Origin of the sequence: Stenotrophomonas sp. Ps181, assembly GCF_025697425.1 — a bacterium.
GTDB lineage: Bacteria > Pseudomonadota > Gammaproteobacteria > Xanthomonadales > Xanthomonadaceae > Stenotrophomonas > Stenotrophomonas sepilia.
In genome coordinates, this window is the sequence record NZ_JAHWBI010000001.1 from 259,013 (window position 1) to 277,556 (window position 18,544).

The 18,544-nt window shown below is 64.5% G+C and carries 15 protein-coding genes and 1 tRNA gene; 11 read left to right on the forward strand and 5 right to left on the reverse strand.

The window, feature by feature from the left end; all coding sequences use genetic code 11:
* Positions 1-24: 24 nt before the first annotated feature.
* Genes KXV01_RS01285 through KXV01_RS01295 form a run of 3 tightly spaced genes read right to left on the reverse strand, consistent with a single transcriptional unit; the run spans position 25 to position 4,327 of the window.
* Complete coding sequence (locus KXV01_RS01285; RefSeq protein WP_111096421.1) at positions 25-2,823, reverse strand: TonB-dependent receptor; 2,799 nt, start codon at positions 2,821-2,823, stop codon at positions 25-27.
* A gap of 11 nt (positions 2,824-2,834) precedes the next feature.
* Positions 2,835-3,803 carry a FecR domain-containing protein gene (locus tag KXV01_RS01290; RefSeq protein WP_263467475.1) on the reverse strand — a complete coding sequence of 323 codons (969 nt, stop codon included), beginning with the start codon at positions 3,801-3,803 and terminating at the stop codon, positions 2,835-2,837.
* The gene (locus KXV01_RS01295; protein WP_080352916.1) at positions 3,800-4,327 is read right to left on the reverse strand and encodes a sigma-70 family RNA polymerase sigma factor; all 528 of its coding nucleotides are present in this window, start codon (positions 4,325-4,327) and stop codon (positions 3,800-3,802) included. Before KXV01_RS01295 ends, KXV01_RS01290 begins: the two co-directional genes overlap by 4 nt.
* Before the next feature lie 233 nt (positions 4,328-4,560).
* Here KXV01_RS01295 and KXV01_RS01300 point away from each other — a divergent pair, with 233 nt between their 5' ends.
* The 7 genes from KXV01_RS01300 (at position 4,561) to KXV01_RS01330 (ending at position 12,699) form a co-directional block, all read left to right on the forward strand.
* Entirely contained in the window at positions 4,561-7,434 is a 2,874-nt protein-coding gene (locus KXV01_RS01300) for an autotransporter domain-containing protein (RefSeq protein WP_111096419.1), read from the forward strand.
* Between the two features lie 97 nt (positions 7,435-7,531).
* On the forward strand, positions 7,532-8,536 hold the full coding sequence (locus tag KXV01_RS01305) for a 2-hydroxyacid dehydrogenase (RefSeq protein ID WP_263467476.1): 1,005 nt from the start codon (positions 7,532-7,534) through the stop codon (positions 8,534-8,536).
* 206 nt (positions 8,537-8,742) lie between these two features.
* Positions 8,743-9,513, forward strand: coding sequence for a hypothetical protein (locus tag KXV01_RS01310; protein ID WP_099487044.1), 771 nt, complete (start codon positions 8,743-8,745; stop codon positions 9,511-9,513).
* On the forward strand, positions 9,514-10,050 hold the full coding sequence (locus tag KXV01_RS01315) for a hypothetical protein (protein ID WP_143566367.1): 537 nt from the start codon (positions 9,514-9,516) through the stop codon (positions 10,048-10,050).
* Positions 10,051-10,783: 733 nt separating this feature from the next.
* Entirely contained in the window at positions 10,784-11,125 is a 342-nt protein-coding gene (locus KXV01_RS01320; RefSeq protein WP_099494772.1) for a hypothetical protein, read from the forward strand.
* Between the two features lie 296 nt (positions 11,126-11,421).
* Positions 11,422-11,497: transfer RNA gene (locus KXV01_RS01325), tRNA-Thr, on the forward strand.
* A gap of 356 nt (positions 11,498-11,853) precedes the next feature.
* Positions 11,854-12,699 (forward strand): RHS repeat-associated core domain-containing protein, encoded by an 846-nt coding sequence (locus tag KXV01_RS01330; RefSeq protein ID WP_258390896.1) that lies wholly within the window; start codon positions 11,854-11,856, stop codon positions 12,697-12,699.
* A gap of 461 nt (positions 12,700-13,160) precedes the next feature.
* Here the strand turns inward: KXV01_RS01330 and KXV01_RS01335 are convergent, their stop codons facing one another.
* Together KXV01_RS01335 and KXV01_RS01340 are read right to left on the reverse strand one after the other, a co-directional pair.
* Positions 13,161-13,493: a hypothetical protein gene (locus KXV01_RS01335; protein WP_099494773.1), complete on the reverse strand. Its 333-nt coding sequence runs from the start codon at positions 13,491-13,493 to the stop codon at positions 13,161-13,163.
* 13 nt (positions 13,494-13,506) lie between these two features.
* Positions 13,507-14,142, reverse strand: a complete 636-nt coding sequence (locus KXV01_RS01340; RefSeq protein WP_111096418.1) for a GyrI-like domain-containing protein — start codon at positions 14,140-14,142, stop codon at positions 13,507-13,509.
* A gap of 353 nt (positions 14,143-14,495) precedes the next feature.
* On the opposite strand from KXV01_RS01340, the gene cyoA reads away from it, so the two are divergent.
* Genes cyoA through cyoD form a run of 4 tightly spaced genes read left to right on the forward strand, consistent with a single transcriptional unit; the run spans position 14,496 to position 18,512 of the window.
* Positions 14,496-15,536: a ubiquinol oxidase subunit II gene (gene cyoA / locus KXV01_RS01345; protein WP_005415723.1), complete on the forward strand. Its 1,041-nt coding sequence runs from the start codon at positions 14,496-14,498 to the stop codon at positions 15,534-15,536.
* 2 nt (positions 15,537-15,538) lie between these two features.
* Positions 15,539-17,536 carry a cytochrome o ubiquinol oxidase subunit I gene (cyoB, locus tag KXV01_RS01350; RefSeq protein WP_099487037.1) on the forward strand — a complete coding sequence of 666 codons (1,998 nt, stop codon included), beginning with the start codon at positions 15,539-15,541 and terminating at the stop codon, positions 17,534-17,536.
* On the forward strand, positions 17,533-18,171 hold the full coding sequence (gene cyoC, locus KXV01_RS01355; RefSeq protein WP_005408583.1) for a cytochrome o ubiquinol oxidase subunit III: 639 nt from the start codon (positions 17,533-17,535) through the stop codon (positions 18,169-18,171). The genes cyoB and cyoC overlap by 4 nt, the downstream gene beginning before the upstream one ends.
* On the forward strand, positions 18,171-18,512 hold the full coding sequence (gene cyoD / locus KXV01_RS01360; RefSeq protein ID WP_099494775.1) for a cytochrome o ubiquinol oxidase subunit IV: 342 nt from the start codon (positions 18,171-18,173) through the stop codon (positions 18,510-18,512). Before cyoC ends, cyoD begins: the two co-directional genes overlap by 1 nt.
* Positions 18,513-18,544: the final 32 nt, after the last annotated feature.

An 18,544-nucleotide genomic window follows, 5' to 3' on the forward strand; every position in this document is an offset into this window, starting at 1 on the left:
AACAGGGCGCGTAGGGTACTACGCTCAGCGGATCTGCAGGGTCAGCAGGAAGTAGCGGCCGAGTGGATCGTCCAGCCCCGGCATCTGGCCGCCATTGCCGACCAGGTAGTTCACCGGTTGCGTGTCGAGCACGTTGTGCACGTCCAGCGCGGCGACCACGCGCGGCCCCAGCCGCCTTGCCAGATGCAGGTTCCAGCGCAGCTGCCGCGGATTCATGCAATGGTTCTGCTCGCGCTGTTCCTCCGGGCATTCCGCACCGGGCAGCCAGGCACGCGTGCGTCCCACCTGGTTGCCGCGCAGGGCGATGTCCCAGTTGCTGTTCTGCCACTGCACATTGAGCACGGCGGCCATCGCTGGCGTGACATGGCCACGCAGGTCCACCGTCGCTTCGTGGCCACGCTCGCGGCGCAGTTCCTGCTGTTTCAGTGCATCGACGGAGAACAGCCACTGGCCGGTGCTGCGGGTGTCGATGTGGTACTCCCCGCGCAGAACAAGGTTGCGCGACGTGGTGCGCCCGATGTTGTCGAACGACAGGCGCAGGTTGTACAGGCGTCCATCCTCGTCCAGCTCCCACGTGCTTGAGTTCCACACTGCGTCGGCCGGTTGCAGGGCCAGGATTTCATTGCGCAGCTCGACGATGTTGTGGGTCAGCGACAGCGAAAACGCATCGGTCGGTGTCCAGGTCGCACCCAGGGAATGGCTGCGCGACCGCTCCGCTTTCAGCGCATCGTTCTCCACCACGTCCACGGTTACGCTGCAGCGTCCGTTGCCGCTGCTCTGCGCGCAGTCGGGCAGCGCGCTGGAGGCGGGCAGTTCGATCGCGCCGAAATAGCCCGGCGGCCTCCGTTGCTCGAACAGGCTGGGGGCCCGGTAGCCGCGCCCGGTGGCAAGCAGGAATGACCACTGCGGTGTCGGGCTCCAGCGTACGCCTACGCGTGGCGAGAAAGCCTGGTAATCGCCATCGCGGTCCCAGCGTGCCGCCAGGTCCATGCGCAGCGTGCGCGCCAATGGCAGGCCGAGTTCGGCGTAGGCACCGCCACTGCGGCGTGACAGGTGGCGTTGTTCCTGCGGCAGGCCCAGTGCCAGGTCGCCCTGGCTCAGCAGCGCGTCGGGATGCGACGTCCAGCGTTCCTGGCGCAGGTCGATGCCGGTGGCCACTTGTGCAGCACCGCCGGCCAATGGCATCAACTCGCGCTGCATGCCCCACCAGCCCTGCCACTGCTCGGTGCGCCCGCGGTTGCGGATCGACGGGAACAACTGCGCGGCGGTCTCTGCCGGCAACGAGGTGAAGCCGGGCAGGAAATCCAGCGTCTCCGCCGCGCGCAGCAGCGGTTCGGCACGCACCGTACCCGACGTGGTGAGGGTGACATCGCTGCGCTGCGCGCTGATGCCGGCATCCCAGCTGCGGCGGCCCTGGTCGCGGCCGATGCCGAAGGTGACGTCGGCATCGGTGGCACGTACATGCGGACGCACGTTGCCGGCTTCGCGCAGCACGCTGTTGAAGGTGAACCCATAAAGTCCGATGGCTACGGCGGTCGGGCCGAGGTCGAAGCGCTGCCGGTTGTGGCTGGCTCGCGCCTCGGCGTAGGCATAGCGACCTTCGCCGCGCTCATGCCGATAGCGCAGGTAGGCCGAGGCGGTGTCCGAGGCCGGTTGCAGCGAACGCGGGCGTGCGCTGTCGAACCAGCAGGCACCATCGCGCCGTTTCAATGGCCCTTCGCAGCGCTTTGCCGGCCAGTAGCGCCCATCGCGGAACGCACCGATCAGGTACTGCGAGGTTTCCGCATGCCATTCGCGGCGATCGCCGGCCACGTGGTCGATGCGGTGCAGGTCGACGCCAGCGAACCAGCGGTCCCCTCCGTCGCGCACGCCGCCGGTGGCCGCCTGCAGGCGATACTGGCCGGCGTCGCCGCGCCCGCTCAGGCCGGTCTGCAGCATGGCTTCAGGGCCATCGGCCTGGTCACGCAGGATGATGTTGACCACGCCGGACATCGCGTCGGCACCATAGATGGCCGACGCACCGCCACGCACCAGTTCGATGCGCTCGACGAAGCTGAGCGGGATGCCCCCCAGGTCGGTCAGCCCGCCCTGTTCCAGCGACACCATCGGATAGCGTGGCAGGCGCCGGCCATTGACCAGGAACAAGGTCGCACGCGGGCCCATGCCGTCCAGGCTGGTGGTGGTGGCCGCACCCACCGGCAGGTACTGCGAATCGCCACTGCGCGAGGTGCTCATCGCCGGGTGGCCGTTCATGCCCGGCAAGTGCCGCAGCAGGTCGAACAGGCTGCCGTAGCCGCTGCGCAGGATGTCATCGCGGTCGATGATGGTCACCGGCAGCGTGGTCTGCACAGAGGTGCGCGGCAGCCGGCTGCCGGTGACATGGATCGGCGCCAGCTCCACCTGCGGCGGCGTCTCGGGCATCCTGCCCGGCGACGGTGCCGCGGGCATCGCGCGCGCCGCGACCGGCGGTGGCGATGGCGGTGCCGGCCGGGTGCGGCGGACGACGAATCCGCCGGCAGGCGTGCGCAGGATGGTCACCGGCATGCCGGCGACCAGTTCCTTCAGGGCTGCGGCCGCATCGCTATGGCCATGGGTGCCGGCCGTGCGCAGGCCGTCCAGTTCACGCGCATCGAACAGCAGGGCGATGCCACTCTGGCGCGCCCATTGCTGCAGGGCAGGTGCGAGCGGGCCTGAACCCACATGGACCTCCAGGGTGCCGGCCTGTTCGGCGGCATCGGCAGAGGGCTGCGCGGCGATGCTCAGCGCGAAGCAGAACAGGGTGCGGAGCACCCCCTCCCGCAGCGCGCCCGGTACTGCCTTCACTGCAGGCCTCCTCAGTACGTGCGGCGCAGTTCCAGCGCGCCATCCGGTCGGGTCTGGCCAGCCACCGACCAGCCCAGTTGCAGTGCCGACAGCAGTTCCTGCGCATCGCCGGCGCGGAAGGTACCGCTCACGGCCAGGCTGGCGATCTCAGGATCGGCGATCACCAGCGGCGTGCGGCCGTAGCGGTTCATGCGCTCGACCACGATCGACAGGGGCGTGGCATCGAACACCAGCTGTCCCTGCAGCCAGCCTTCGGCAGCGGCGTTGGATGACAGCGCCGGGCCGGGCTGGAAGCGGCCCGAGGGCAGCACCTGCAGCTGCTGGCCGGGTGCCAGGGTGTGCCGGGTCCCCCCATTGCTGACTTCCACCGCACCTTCCAGCAGTGCGACTTCGACCAGGCCGTCGTTCAGGCGCTCCACCTGGAAGGTGGTGCCGATGTCGCGGATGGTGCTGTCGCCGGCGCGCAGCTGCAGCGCCTTGCTCGACGGTGCGACCTGCAGCTGCAGGCGGCCACGTTCCAGCACCAGGTTGCGATGGCGCCAACCGAATCGGGCGTGCAGCGTGGTGCCCGCATCCAGCGTGGCCACGCTGCCATCGGCCAGCGTCTGCTGCCGGGGCTGGTGGGAATCGTTGGCATAGCGCAGCGGCGTGGGGTTGCCGTCTACGGCGACCATCCAGCCGATCCCGATGGCCAGGCAGACGCCCGCGGCGGCGGCCAAGGCCGGCAGCCAGCGACGCTGCGCCGGCCGTGCCGCACGTGCCGCGGCGGTGCGCAGCCACGGGTCGGTGGCCAGTTCTTCGCCCCGCTGGAACAGGGTCTCGGCCTGGATCCAGGCGCTGACATGGGCCGGGTCCTCGGCCAGCCAGTCCTCGAACCTCTCTCGCTCGCCCGGCGTGCAGTCCGGCGCCTCCAGCCGCGCCACCCAGGCGCTGGCGCGTTCAAACAGCAGGGTGTCTTCCCTGGGTCTGGCGTGACTCATCCGTTGTCCCTGTCGTTGTGCAGCGGATCCGATCCGAGTTCCTGGCGCAGGCCCTGCAGGGCGCGGGCGATATGTTTTTCCACGGTCTTGGCGGTGATTCCACAGTGCCGCGCGATCTGCGTATAGCTCATGCCGGTGATCCGGTTGAGCAGGTACACCTCGCGCGCGCGCTCGGGCAGCTTGAACAGGGCCTGCCGCAGCAGGGACAGCATCTGACCGGACTCGGCCTGGCGCAATGGATCGGGCGACGTGCTGGAGGGCTCGTCGCCGCCATCGTGTTCGGCGAGGGACAGGTGTGGCCGCGACTGCGACGAGCGGCCGCGGTCTGCCAGGCGGTTGCGGGCGATACGATACAGCAGCAACCGCAGCTCGTCGGCACTGTGCGCGCGATAGCGGATCAGCCGCTCCATGCAGTCCTGCGCGATGTCCTCGGCATCCTCCGGCCCAACGCCGCGCGTGCGCAGGAAAGCGCACAACGGCGCGCGTTCCTCCCGCACGAACGCAATGAACGCGTCCGTCGGCACGGACAGGTCCGGCGCGCGATGGATCGGAGAGGGGGTGGACAGGGCTGGCCTCGGGCGTCGGTGGCGGGTGCGTCTTCGAGTTTTACGCGACGATGACCGGATGGGGAAGAGTGCGCATGGCCCCTGATTCCATTGTGAATGCATTCATGTTTCGGGGGCTGGTGCGCTGGGGGAGTTTTCGCCGCCCGGACGTTGAACTCCTGACCCGTGTGTTGCGGGTGGAGAGAGAACACATGAAGCATTCGAAGTTGAGCCTGGCCCTGGCCGGGTTGATGGGCGTCACCGCCATGGCGGCGGTTGATGACGTCATGGCAATGAATTATCACGTGCGGGACGATCGCGTCTTCCTCAGCGGCGGCGTCACCGTCGCCGACGTGGTGGCGCTGCCCGCACTGCTGGCCAAGGCGCAGGCTGAAGGCCGTCCGATCCGCGAAGTCGTGCTGCGCACATCCAATGGCGGCGCGCTGATCGCCGGCGAGTGGCTGCAGGCCGTGATCCGCACCCAGGGGCTGGACACCATCGTGTCCGGCCACTGCATCTCGTCCTGCTCGATCATGCAGTCCGGTGGCGTCAACCGTTACCTCGGCGGCGATCTGCCGCTGGTCGATTCGGTGCAGATCCATGCCGCCAGCAGCGGCGGCAGGATCACCTACGCGCCATCGCCGCGCATGACCCAGATCTACACCGGCAATTACGGTGGCGGCATGGATGCGGGCCTGCTGCACAAGGCCATGTATGAGGTGGTGCAGCCCAATGGCCTGCTGGTATTCCGCGACCCGGCGCGCACCACGGGTACGTCGGTCACCTTCGACCCGGATGGCAGCGGCAGCAAGCTGGAGACGTTCCCGGGCCAGGACATCCGCGGCAACAACATCATCAACACGGCAGGCTATCGCGATCCGGGCGACACCCTCCGTGTCACCAGCAACGTCAGCGGCGACATCAACCCGGGCTACCTGCGCACCGCGCGCCAGCTGCAGGCCTTCGTCGACGACGATTTCGCGCGCTGGAACACCGACTGGGCCAGCACCTACATCAACTACGCGGTGAGCCTGTACAACGTCTCCACGCGGGGGCCGAACGGCATCGGCACGCCGTCGCTGCAACAGATGCTCGCCGATCCCGACCTCCAGGATGAGCTGCGCGGCCAGTTGCGGCTGGCCGATCTGGATGCGTCCACCCTGGCAAGTTCGGCGGGCGTGATCCGTGTCAGCAACGGCGCCACCTGGCGCACCGCCGAAACCACCGGCGCCGATTTCATGCTGGTCGACAACGGCACCATCGCGCTGGAGGGCGGCGCGCTGCGTACCCCCGAGCTGCGGGTGATGCCGGGCAGCGTGGTGGTTGGCCATGGCGACATCGCATCGGTCGGCACCGACAGCGATGCGTTGCTGGATGGCACCGGCCCGTCCTACCGCGAAGACGGCTTCAACCGCCTGCGTGTGTTCGGCACGCTGATGCCGCGTGGCGGTGATCTGGTGACCCACGGCTACGTCAACATCATGCCCGGCGGGCAGGTGCTGTTCGACGTTACCGAAACGGGTGGTACCGGCAGTGGCCGCCTGCGCGTCGGCAGCTTCTACGATGGCGGCTCCGAGGAGGGCGCGCTGGTGATCGCGCAGGGCGCACACCTGGCGTTGAACGTCGCCCAGGGCTTCTATGCCGGCACCTACCGTCGCGACCTGGTGGAAGGACCGATCTACCAGGGGGGCTTCCAGGATGCCGTGCGACTGGGCGACACCGGCTACAGCGCCAGCATCGCTGCCGGTGAAGTGTTCCGCCCGCGCCACAATTCGCTGCTCAGCTTCAACGTCAACCAGACCGCCGACGGCCTGTGGCTGACCGCCAATCCAGGCTTCGACCAGCTGGGCCTGTTCACCAACGGCACCTCCGGTGACGGCCTGGGGCGCGCGCTGGCCGCTGCATCGGACCGCCAGGACAGCGGCCTGAAGTCGCTGCTGGGTGCGCTGCAGTTCGCTGACCGTGATGTGATCGCACAGCAGGCCGGCGCCCTGCGCGGTGACGCGCACGCCAGCCTGCGACTGGCCGACAATGCACTGATCGGCAGCATCGGCAACGTCGTGCAGCAGCACCAGGCAGCGATGCGCAGTGGTGGTGATGCAGACGGGTTGGCTTCGCAGGCTGCGCAGTCGGTCTCGTCGCAGCCGGGCATGCGCCACGGCAGCCTGTTCAACCAGTTGGCCATGCATCTGGTCGAGCCGGCCGGCGAGGGTGCTGGCGACAGCCGCACGGCGAGTGGCAGCCGTGGCCTGTGGGCGCGCGGTTTCGCCAGCCATGGCCGCATCGATGCCGACGGCGGCGTGGCCGGCCTGAGCCACAATGTCGGCGGCATCCTGATCGGTGCCGATACCCGCGTCGCCGATGACCGCGTGACCCTCGGCGTGAGCGTGGCCGCGGCCGACATGTCGACCAAGGCCAGCGATGGCTCCGGCTTCAGCGGTGACGTGCGCGCGCTGGACGTGGGGGGCTATCTGGACGCGACCTATTCGCGGGGCTACCTGTCGGCAGCCGTGCGCTACACCGACCTGCGGCATGACACCCGCCGCAGTGTCGGCGGCATTGATGGGCTGCAGCAGCCTCTGCGCGCGAAGTACAGCAACGATGCCATCTCGGCACGGGTGGAGCATGCGTTCTCCTTCACCACTGGAAAGGGTCTGGTGATCCAGCCGCTGTTGCCGGTGGTGGACTACGCACGGACCTCGGCCACCCGTTTCAATGAAGGGCAGGGCGCCGGTGCGCTGGTGGGCCGCAGCGGCAGCCTGGAGAGCGTTCGTGTGGGTGCCGGCCTGCAGCTGTTCAAGACCTTCGAAGGCAACAACGGCGAGCGCATCACCCCGCGCGCGCGCGTGGTCTGGCAGAAGGAACTGGGTGACACCCAGGCCCGCTACAGCACCGGCTTCGCCGCAGCTCCGGACCTGCTGTTCGGTGCCAGCAGCCAGGCCGTGGGCGAGCAGGTGCTGGCCTGGAACCTGGGCGTGACCAGCCGTGCCAGCGAACGCCTGTCGATCATGGCCGACTACGTGGGCGAGCGCCGCGATGGCCAGATCCACAACGGCGTGATGCTGGGCCTGGGCTACCGGTTCTAAGGGGTACCTGGCCCCGGCGATATCCGTATCGCCGGGGCCATCCCATCAGGGCAGGTGCTGCGGTATGGTCGGCAGGGAACTCCCGCCAGGCCCGTTCATGCAGATCGCCGTTTTCAGTGCCCGCCCCTACGATCGTCGTTTCCTCGACGAGGCCAACCAGCGCGATGCAGCCGGGCAGGGCTTTGCATTCGTGTACTTCGATGCCGCGCTGGACGTGCATACCGCTGCGTTGGCACAGGACTGCGCCGCGGTATGCGTGTTCGTCAATGACCGCCTCGACGCGCCGGTACTGCACGCGTTGCATGCGCTGGGCGTACGCGCCATCCTGCTGCGCTGCGCCGGCTTCAACAATGTGGACCTGGCCGCCGCGAAAGCGCTGGACCTGTTCGTCGCACGGGTGCCGGCCTATTCCCCCGAAGCCGTGGCCGAGCACGCGCTGGCGCTGGTGATGACGCTCAACCGGCAGACCCATCGCGCCTACAACCGCGTGCGCGAGGGCAACTTCATGCTCGATGGCCTGCTCGGGCGCACCCTGCATGGGCGCACGGTCGGCATCGTCGGCACCGGCAAGATCGGCCTGGCCACCGCGCGCGTCTTCCACGGCATGGGCTGCACCGTGCTGGGGTACGACCCGTACCCATCGCCGGCCTTCGCCGCCGTGGGCGAAGGGGTTGGACTGGAGGAGCTGCTGGCGCGCGCCGATATCGTGTCGCTGCATTGCCCGCTGACGCCCGATACCCAGCACCTGATCAACGACGCATCGCTGGCGCGGATGAAGACCGGCGCGATGCTGGTCAACACCTCGCGCGGCGGGCTGGTGGATACCCATGCGGTGATCCGCGCGCTGAAGTCGCGGCGGCTGGGTCATCTGGCCATCGACGTCTACGAGCAGGAAAGCGCGCTGTTCTTCCAGGACCTGTCCGGCGAGATGATCGACGACGAGGCCTTCCAGCGCCTGATGACCTTCCCCAACGTGCTGGTGACCGGCCACCAGGGCTTCTTCACCGTAGAGGCGCTGCAGGAGATCTCGGCGATCACGCTGGGGAACCTGCGGGATTTCGCCGAGGGGCGGGCGTGTACGAACCGGGTGGGGGATGAGTAGGCGTCGCGGCGCACTTGTAGACGGGTAGGGCCTTTACTTTGGATGAATATCATATGAAGCTGGGGTGAAGGGGGGCTTGCGCCTCTCTGAATCGTAGGGGGGCGCAATGGACGGCGCAGTTGCAGGTTGGCCGGAACATGACGCCAGGACAGGTCGGCGGACGTGCGTAGCCCGTTTGCCGACGCATCTGGAAAGAGGGATGTTCCATGCGCAATTGGCCGTTGCGGGGGATGTTGGCGACTGTATTGGCGGGTATGGCCTGGTCGGCTGTCGCTAGCAGCCCGTTGACCCCGCATACCGAATACAACAAGCGGATCCGGACAGGTGAGATGCTCTCGCCGCTGACATCGGAACTGTTCGGCGAGAAGATCAATCCAAGCTCCGGTGCGACCGAGTTCGTGGTTACCGACGTTGAACTCCCTGGCAACTCTGCCTTGCCGGTGCGGCTGCAGCGCCGCTTGTCGATAGGCTCATTCAAGGACCGCCAGCCACTGGGCGGATTCGGTAGCTGGGACATCGATGTCCCCTTCATCGACGGGACGTTCGAAGCCACAAACAAATGGAACATCGGGGGCAACGGGGCGACGCAACGCTGTGCTCAGCCCTTCTACCCGAAGGTTCCGACCATCGCGAATCTGTACGAGGTTTGGACCGGCAACAAGGCACACATCCCCGGTGGTTCCGACCAGGAGCTCCTCTACATCGGCGCAGCCGGCACGGTCAATCCGCGGCCGACCGATGGCGCCATCTACAACTGGGGAACGCGGGGTAATCTCCGTTTCTCCTGCCTCCCAGCCACCGCCAACGGCTATCCAGGTGAGGGATTTCTTGGGGTGGATGGCGAGGGCAACCGGTACTTCTTCGACGTGGGAATCGAGCGTTGGGTCGGGCCGATGGACTTCGGTGGTTCGAGCTTCGGAATGGTGCGGGTGTTGCTGATGGCAAGCCGGGTCGAAGACCCGGAGGTATCCCAATAAATGAATAATCTCATTGCTCTTGAGAAGGAACTTCTTGCTGAAGTTGGATCCTTGCTCAATAAACGCGGCTTCGGCTCAAGGCCGGTAGGCCAGTCGTTCCGTCTGGCTAGATCCTTCGGATGGGCATCTATTCATCTTGCTTTTGTGCGTCATGCGCAAGTCGACTTTGATGTTGTGGTCAGTGCGGCAATCCGAATCGATGCTGTGCAAGACATGATCCAAGATAAGAGCGACAGATTGATAACTGATAAAGATCGAAAGAACTCTGCAACCATCGGGTGCGAGCTTGGCAATTTGACTGAAGAAGGGCAACGGCGATGGATCGTTTCATCCCATGACGACGTTGGTCGGGTCGCATCTGAAATAGTGGCTGCTTGCGACGAGTGGTTGATCCCCTTTATTGAACGGCACTCCAATATCGCGGCCATTTTTGAAGTGCTAAAGACAGATGATATGCATGCTAAGTTGATATCTCCGATCGAAGAAAAGAGAAGGAAGACGATCTTGGCCTTGTCAGAAATATTGAACGCCGTATAGCGAGTCGGAGCAGCGCCCCCTATCCCTGCGTAAATTGATAACCCGCTAGTGGGTTGGCACAGCTTATTAAGCGAGCCTGCCGGATAGCCTTGGTCGGCAAGCAGATATCGTGCAAGTCAGGAGTACGACCCGGTCCTTCAAGGTTCTTCGTGTCACCCGAGGGCAGCGCTCCAGATAGATCATGCGCTGATGACCAGGTTCGAGCCCTTCCAAGGTAATGATTCCCTTGGGCGAGTACACCATCAGGGGGCCTCTTGGTGACATGAGGGCGCACTTACCGTAGAGCCGGCTTGTCACCCACGCCAACAAAGTGGGTAATCGACGGGTAAGAGTTCGCCGCCGCGCCCCACCGTACCCCTTGTCGGGTACGGCGCCGACAAGCTCGGCGATGAGCTCCAGTGCTTCTTCCAATTCGGCCTGGGGGCGGTGCTCCAAGGCCCAATCGGATTCCGGCAGCTTAGTCGGTGTTGGCGGCCGCGCTGAGCGCGCGGGCCGCGCCGGGTTAACCACCAATGAAAAGGGAGCGCTGGCCCGGCGGGAGCAGCTGATCGCTGAACCGGATCTGCGCTGCAGCCCGTCGGGTCGATTCCTGCTCGCGGCCGCTGGCCGGGGCACTGGGACTACCAGTGCGTCGCTGCAATGTCGCCGGTTGCGGAGCGTGGTCAGCGGTGGCGGGCGTGCGCGCAGGAGTTGGAGACGGGTCGCTCAGCACCGACGTAGAGGAGTGGGGAAAATGAGAGGTTCGATCTTGCTGGGGGCGGAGCTGTTGTCCCTCATTGGCTGCAGTTCGCCACCGGGTCTCGGGGTAAGTTTGGGCAATGAATCTGGTGAGGCGATCTATCAGGTCAGATTGCAGGCCGGAGGAAGCATGTTTGGCATCGACCAGTTGCCGGCGGGTGAGAAGGCGTCTGGCAGTCTGGACGTTGTCACGGATTCGGCGGCGGAAGTTGTGTATCGGCGATCACCTCAGTCGGAGGAGATCCATTGCGGCGGGGATGTTTATGTTGCTGCCGGTGCTCGTCAGACATTGGTCGTTGTCGTGGGCAAGGATGGATGCGCGTTCAGGATCCAGTAGATGGGGGGAAAGCAAGTGGATGTGAGAGGGCGGCCAAGATCTGTTAAAGGTAGAGCGATGGGTTGGAAGAGCATGGTGCTGCCTGGCTGCTGTCTGCCCTAGAAGACTCCCGTCGCGCCAATGCTCAGGTACTTCTGGAACACGCCCGATGTGACACCGCGCCAGCTGAAGAATTGAGGAGGATGCGGCAGACGACCCGCTCGCAGCGGAAATCCCGAGGGTGTAGCAGATCGTCTTGGCTGTGCCCTCAAGGCAATTGACCTTGGCGCCTGACAGCCACTAGAATAGCCAGCTAAGCCGGAATAGCTCAGTTGGTAGAGCGGCGCATTCGTAATGCGTAGGTCGCAGGTTCGACTCCTGTTTCCGGCACCATGTTTGATGGAAAGCCCCGGCCCTGGTCGGGGCTTTTTTTGTGCTCCGGTAGTGCCGGCCGCTGGCCGGCGACCCGTAGTGCCAGCCCATGGCTGGCAGCCCCCAATTTCCGAGCCTCGCGGCCTACTCGCCCGCCGGCTTCGCAGGTGCTTAGCGCCGCGCCCTGTTCCTGACCTGGCAACCGCAGCCGGTCATTCCTGTGCCATGAATACCGAGCCTTGCTTCAAGGCTCTTTCAGGGATTGGAAGGATGCGCAGGTTCGGGGAACCGCAGGCGGTGTGTTTACCCGCTTCAAGGGATTGGAAGATCGATTTTGGAAGCTGGGGGCATTCGGCGCCTGGCTGTGCTGCGTTCCGATGATCGGCGTTGGCTTGTCGCCAGCCGCAATTGCCCAGACGACGGTCACGTACATCCATACCGATGCCCTCGGTTGGGTTGTTGCCGAGAGCGATGCCAATGGCAACGTGATCAAGCGCTATGACTACGAGCCTTATGGGCCTGTCGTTGGCGGACAGGTCACGGACGGGCCTGGCTATACCGGGCAGGTGAGCGACTCGGCCACCGGGCTGAGCTACATGCGGCAGCTGTATATGGATCCCCAGTTGGGGGTGTTCCTGTCAGTGGATCCGGTGACGGCGTATCTGAAACCGGTTGGGCAGTTCAATCGGTACAGGTATGCCAACGGGAATCCGTACAAGTTCACTGATCCTGATGGGCGGCAAGCGATCCCGGTGCCGGCTCCTTGCCTCCTTCCCATCCCGGTTCCCAATCCTGGTGGAAACATCCAGCGCAGTGAGGATACATCCGGGGGGAATCGCGAGAGCGGGCCAAGTGGAAGGCCAACTTCGAGACCCACTGAACGTCCCGCAGGTCGGGATACAGTTCGGCGGGGGCGAGACGGGCAGCCAATACCCAATCGTTTCCCCGACCGACCACTACCCACGAAGCCCAATGGTGAGCCTGCGCCAGAACCGGATGCGGCTGGCCCGCATACGCAACTGGGGCAGCGAGATGGTAGAAATGGAAAGTACGACCAGGCGAGAGAATTCGACGGTCACGGGAGGCCGGTAAAGACTATTGATTTTACTGACCACGGCCGGCCGGGCAGTCATACGAACCCGCACGAACATCCTTATGAGCCGAGTGCTACCGGGGGCACTCCTTCACGCGGACCCGCGCGGCCGCTTAACGGAGGCGGATAGTCATGACGGTAAACGCTTGGGACTTCCCAATCACGGGAGACAGGGTAGTTGAGGCGTTAAGAGATAACTTCAGCACGAATGATATTTGGCTGCTATCGCATTTGGATGTCCCTTCGGGAGCGGAGTCAAAAGCGACCTTGGGTCATCTTCGAGAGCGGATGGTGAACAGGCCGTTAGAGGTGTCTACGGGTGATCTGTGCGATGCGCTTGCCGGCGCGCCGCAAGTATGGGTACTGGACATCCGGCTATCATCCGACTACGAAGTCCAGCTCTACATTGAAGATGGTGAGGTATTTGAGGAGAGTCTGGACAGGATGGTCGGAACCGGAAATATCGCTGGACCGACAGACCCGGGACTGAGATGAAATGTAGGTTCGACTCCTGTTTCCGGCACCAGTTGTAAAAAAGCCCCGGCCTTTGGTCGGGGCTTTTTTGTTTGGCCGATTAGCCGCGCGACGCTATCAACGCCGCGCCATCCCCGCATCCTTCGCCAGCCACCACACCAGCTGCCGGAGATAACCACCTGCAGCTCCCGCCAATGCACCGATCAGCAGGCGTGCAAGCACTCTGGCCCCGCGCGCGGCCCGCTCCCGCACCCAAGGCAGTACCGCCACCACCTGTGCACCCAACAACAGCATCAGTACATCCAGCCCCAGCGCATCCACGACCGGCAGCAACGGCGACAGCGCCGGATTGCAGGCCAGCACGATCACCAGCGCAGCACCCAGCACGGCCATCAGGCGGCGCCCGGCGGGCAGGGTGGTCCAGTGCAGCAGTCGGTTGATCAGGCGCATGGCATTCCTTGTGTCATCTGCGGGAATCCTCATCAGGCCCGATCGGCCGCACCGGCTGCCGCAGCACGGTCTTCAACCGCGCCGCCTCGGTCCTGCGTGGGTCGCTGAGGTAGATCTCATGATGGGGCCCGGCAAAGGTGTATCCCAATGCGGGCATCACTTCGTCATGCAGCTGCGCCAGGATGGGGCCTTCGTCGTCGTAGGCGCCCACGTGCAAGGTCTGCAGGCTGGGGCCCTCGGCAAGGAGTTCATGGCGAAGGCTGGGCGGAGCCTCTCCCAGCTTCGCGCGCGCCTTGCTGATCGCCGCTTGCCACTGCGCAGGGCCGATGCCCTCGGGTGTGCGGATCATTACGGTCCAGGCCCACTCATCCTTGCGCCGTGCGACGAAGCTGGCCGGGTCCTCGGCGCTCCAAAGCGCTTCCAGCGGTGGCACCACGTAGTCGCGCCCTTCGGCCTTCAGCGCGAACTTCAGTGCATAGCTCACCGAATACAGCCACTGCACGGCCTGCAGGTAGTCGGGGGCGGTGTTCGGGGCGCCGCGACCATCGACCATCACGTAGGGCAGGGGCGGTACATCGACCCGTACGAACTTGCCGGCGGGTGGTTGATAGAGCGCCCGGTCGCGCTTCTTGAAGTCGATCTTGTCCACGGGCCTTCCTCCTGCGCCGAGCATCCCACGCCAGGCACCCGCCAGCACGCCTGAACAGGTTCAGATGACTTTGCCGAACGAGGGCGAAGCGCCGGCCACCGCCCGATGCTAGGATGCCGCCCCCGGCTGTTCTGCCCGCCGCGCCTGCGCGGTGCGACAACGTGTCGCAGCCAGAATCGGGCCTTTCCTGCGCTCGATCATTGTCAATGTCTTTCTTAAATGGTGGGTGACGGCCTAAAATTGAAAGGCTGACTCGACCCCACCTCCCTGCCTGTCTTCCGGACCGGTGGGACCGGCTTTGGCCGGAACAGGCAGGGACGGGGAACGGCATTCCCTCGCAATTGGATCGACCGATGATTCCGTTGAAAACCCTTGGGCGCTGGTTGCGCCCGGGCCTGCTGCTGTCGTTGCTGGTGATGCTCACCGGCTGCGATGCGGTGGCCATCCTCAGTCCGAAGGGCCAGATCGGCCAGGATGAGAAGACCCTGCTGATCACGGCCACCGTGCTCATGCTGCTGGTCGTCATCCCGGTCATCATCATGACCCTGACGTTCGCGTGGAAGTATCGCGCCTCCAACACCAAGGCCCGCTACGAGCCGAAGTGGTCCCACTCGACGGCGATCGAGGTGGTGGTGTGGTCGATCCCGTGCATGATCGTGCTGGTGCTGGCGGTCCTGACCTGGCGCTCGTCGCACGCACTGGACCCGTACCGTCCGCTGGATTCGGACGTCAAGCCGGTCACCATCGAGGCGATCTCGCTGGACTGGAAGTGGCTGTTCATCTATCCGGAAGAGAAGGTGGCGGTCGTCAACGAAATCAAGTTCCCGGTCAACACGCCGCTGAACTTCAAGATCACGTCCGATTCGGTGATGAATGCATTCTTCATCCCGCACCTGGGCAGCATGATCTACTCGATGGCTGCGATGGAGACCAAGCTCCACCTGATCGCCAACGAGACCGGTGAATTCCCGGGCATGTCCTCGCACTACAGCGGCGCGGGCTTCGCCAAGATGCACTTCACCGCCTACTCGGTCACCGATGCCGAATACCGCCAGTGGCTGGACCAGGTCCGCGCCGGCGAGCAGACCCTGGACAAGGCCTCGTTCAAGGCCCTGGGTGAAGCACGCAACGCCGAGTGGTATCCGGTCACTTACTTCGGCAAGACCGAAGAAGGCCTGTTCGACTGGGTCATCGCCAAGCACATGGGCGACAACAAGCATTACGGCATGAAGCACTCGCATGCCGGTGCCGCCGCTGCCGATGCCGCCACCCATGAAGCGCACGAGGGCCACGCCCCGAGTGACGCGCATGATTCCAAGGAATCGGGTGAAAACCTGGATGCCACCGAACACGAACACGCAGGCCATGCCGGCCACGCGGGTTCGGGAGAATGAACATGTTGGGAAAACTCTCTCTTGAGTCGATCCCCCACGATCCGATCGTGCTGACCACCCTGGTCGGCGCGGTTCTTGGTGGCCTGGGCGTCGTCGCCCTGATCACCAAGTTCAAGCTGTGGGGCTATCTGTGGAAGGAGTGGTTCACTTCGGTGGATCACAAGAAGATCGGCGTGATGTACCTCATCGTCGCCTTCGTCATGCTGCTGCGCGGTTTCTCCGACGCCATCATGATGCGTACCCAGCAGGCCATCGCCGTCGGTGGTTCCGAGGGTTACCTGCCGCCGCACCACTACGACCAGATCTTCACCGCCCACGGCGTGATCATGATCTTCTTCGTGGCGATGCCGCTGATCACCGGCCTGATGAACCTGGCCGTGCCGCTGCAGATCGGTGCGCGTGACGTTGCGTTCCCGTTCGTCAACTCGCTCAGCTTCTGGCTGTTCGTGGCGGGCGCGGTGCTGATCATGCTGTCGCTGTGGATCGGTGAGTTCGCTGCCACCGGCTGGCTGGCGTTCCCGCCGTTGTCGGGCATCGAATACAGTCCAAGCGTCGGCATGGACTATTACATCTGGGGCCTACAGGTGGCGGGTTTGGGTACCACGCTCAGTGGTATCAACTTCTTCATCACCATCCTCAAGATGCGCACCCCGAGCATGAAGCTGATGCAGATGCCGGTGTTCACCTGGACCGCCCTGGTGACCAACGTGCTGATCGTCGCGGCCTTCCCGGTGCTGACCATCACCCTGGTGCTGCTGACCCTGGACCGTTACCTGGGTACGCACTTCTTCACCAATGACGGTGGCGGCAACGCCATGCTGTACATCAACCTGATCTGGATCTGGGGTCACCCGGAGGTGTACATCCTGGTCCTGCCGGCGTTCGGTGTGTTCTCCGAAGTCATCGCGACCTTCTCGCGCAAGGCGCTGTTCGGCTACAAGGGCATGGTCTACGCCACCGCCTGCATCGGCGTGCTGTCGTTCATCGTGTGGCTGCACCACTTCTTCACCATGGGTTCGGGTGCCAACGTCAATGCCTTCTTCGGCATCACGACGATGATCATCTCGATTCCGACCGGCGTGAAGATCTTCAACTGGTTGTTCACCATGTTCCGCGGTCGCGTGCACTTCACCACCCCGGTGCTGTGGACGATCGGCTTCATGGTCACCTTCGTCATCGGCGGCATGACCGGCGTGATGCTGGCGATCCCGGCCATCGACTTCGTGCTGCACAACAGCCTGTTCCTGATCGCCCACTTCCACAACGTCATCATCGGCGGCGTGGTGTTCGGCATGTTCGCCGGCATCACCTACTGGTGGCCGAAGATGTTTGGCTTCCGCCTCAACGAGTTCTGGGGCAAGTGCGCGTTCTGGTGCTGGTTCATCGGCTTCTACGTGACCTTCATGCCGATGTACGTGCTGGGCTTCATGGGCATGACCCGCCGCCTGCAGAGCACCGTCAACCCGGCCTACGAGCCGCTGCTGCTGGTTGCCGCCTGCGGCGCGTTCATCGTCGGCGCCGGCATCCTGTGCCAGATCATCCAGGTGGCCGTGTCGATCCGCGACCGCAAGAAGACCGTCGACCTGACCGGCGACCCGTGGGATGCCCGTACGCTGGAGTGGGAAACCTCCTCGCCGCCGGCCTTCTACAACTTCGCGACGCTGCCGGACGTCACCGAGCTGGACGATTTCTGGGAGCGCAAGCAGCGGGGTGAAGCCTGGCCGAAGCCGGCCAAGTACACCGACATCCACATGCCGCGCAACACCGGCACGGGCGTTGTCATCGGTGCCTTCAGCCTGGTGTTCGGCTTCGCGATGATCTGGCACATCTGGTGGCTGGCCATCGTCGGCTTCGTCGGCATGATCGCCACGTTCATCTACCGCACCTTCGACCAGGACGTGGACTACTGGGTCCCGGCCGCCGAGGTGGAACGCATCGAGAACGCACACCGCAAGCACCTGGAAGCCCAGGGCCTGGTGAAGTCGGAGCTGAAGGCATGAGCACCAATACCTCGACCCTGAGCCACGGGCACGCCGCACACGCGGCGGCCCATGGCCATGACGACCACGAGCACCACGACACCGGCGGCAACACCGTCTTCGGTTTCTGGGTGTACCTGATGAGCGACTGCCTCATCTTCGCCTCGCTGTTCGCCACCTACGTGGTGCTGGCAGGCGGTACCGATGGCGGTCCTACCGCGAAGGACCTGTTCGAGCTGCCGTTCGTGGCGTGGGAAACCGCGCTGCTGCTGACCTCGTCGCTGACCTTCGGCCTGGGCATGATTGCCATGCACCGCAAGCAGATGGGCCAGATGTACCTGTGGCTGGGCATCACCTGGCTGCTGGGCTTCGGCTTCATGTGCATGGAAGTGTGGGAGTTCCAGCACCTGATCCATCAGGGCTACGGTCCGGACCGCAGTGCCTTCCTGTCGGCGTTCTTCGCCCTGGTCGGTACCCACGGCCTGCACGTCAGCGCCGGCCTGTTGTGGCTGCTGGTGATGTTCGTGCAGCTGAAGAAGTACGGCCTGACCCCGACCAACAAGACCCGCATGGCGTGCCTGAGCCTGTTCTGGCACTTCCTGGACCTGATCTGGATCGGCGTGTTCTCCGTCGTCTACCTCAATGGAGCGCTGTAATGGCACATGACAACCATGCACACGACCACGGCACCGGCGGCGAAAGCCACGGCAGCGTGAAGTCGTACCTGATCGGCTTCGTGCTGGCGGTGGTGCTGACCGTCATCCCGTTCTGGATGGTGATGTCGGGCGATTTCTCGCGCACCGTCAACGGTGTGGTGATCGCGGTCGCCGCGGTACTGCAGATGCTGGTCCACCTGGTGTTCTTCCTGCACCTGGACCGCTCTTCGGAAAGCCGCTGGAACGTCAACGCTGCGGCCTTCACCGTCGTGGTGATCGGCATCATCGTGATCGGCACCCTGTGGGTCATGCACAACATGAACGTGCACATGATGCACTGACGTCCTCGCGACGTTGCCACGCAGAAAGGCCG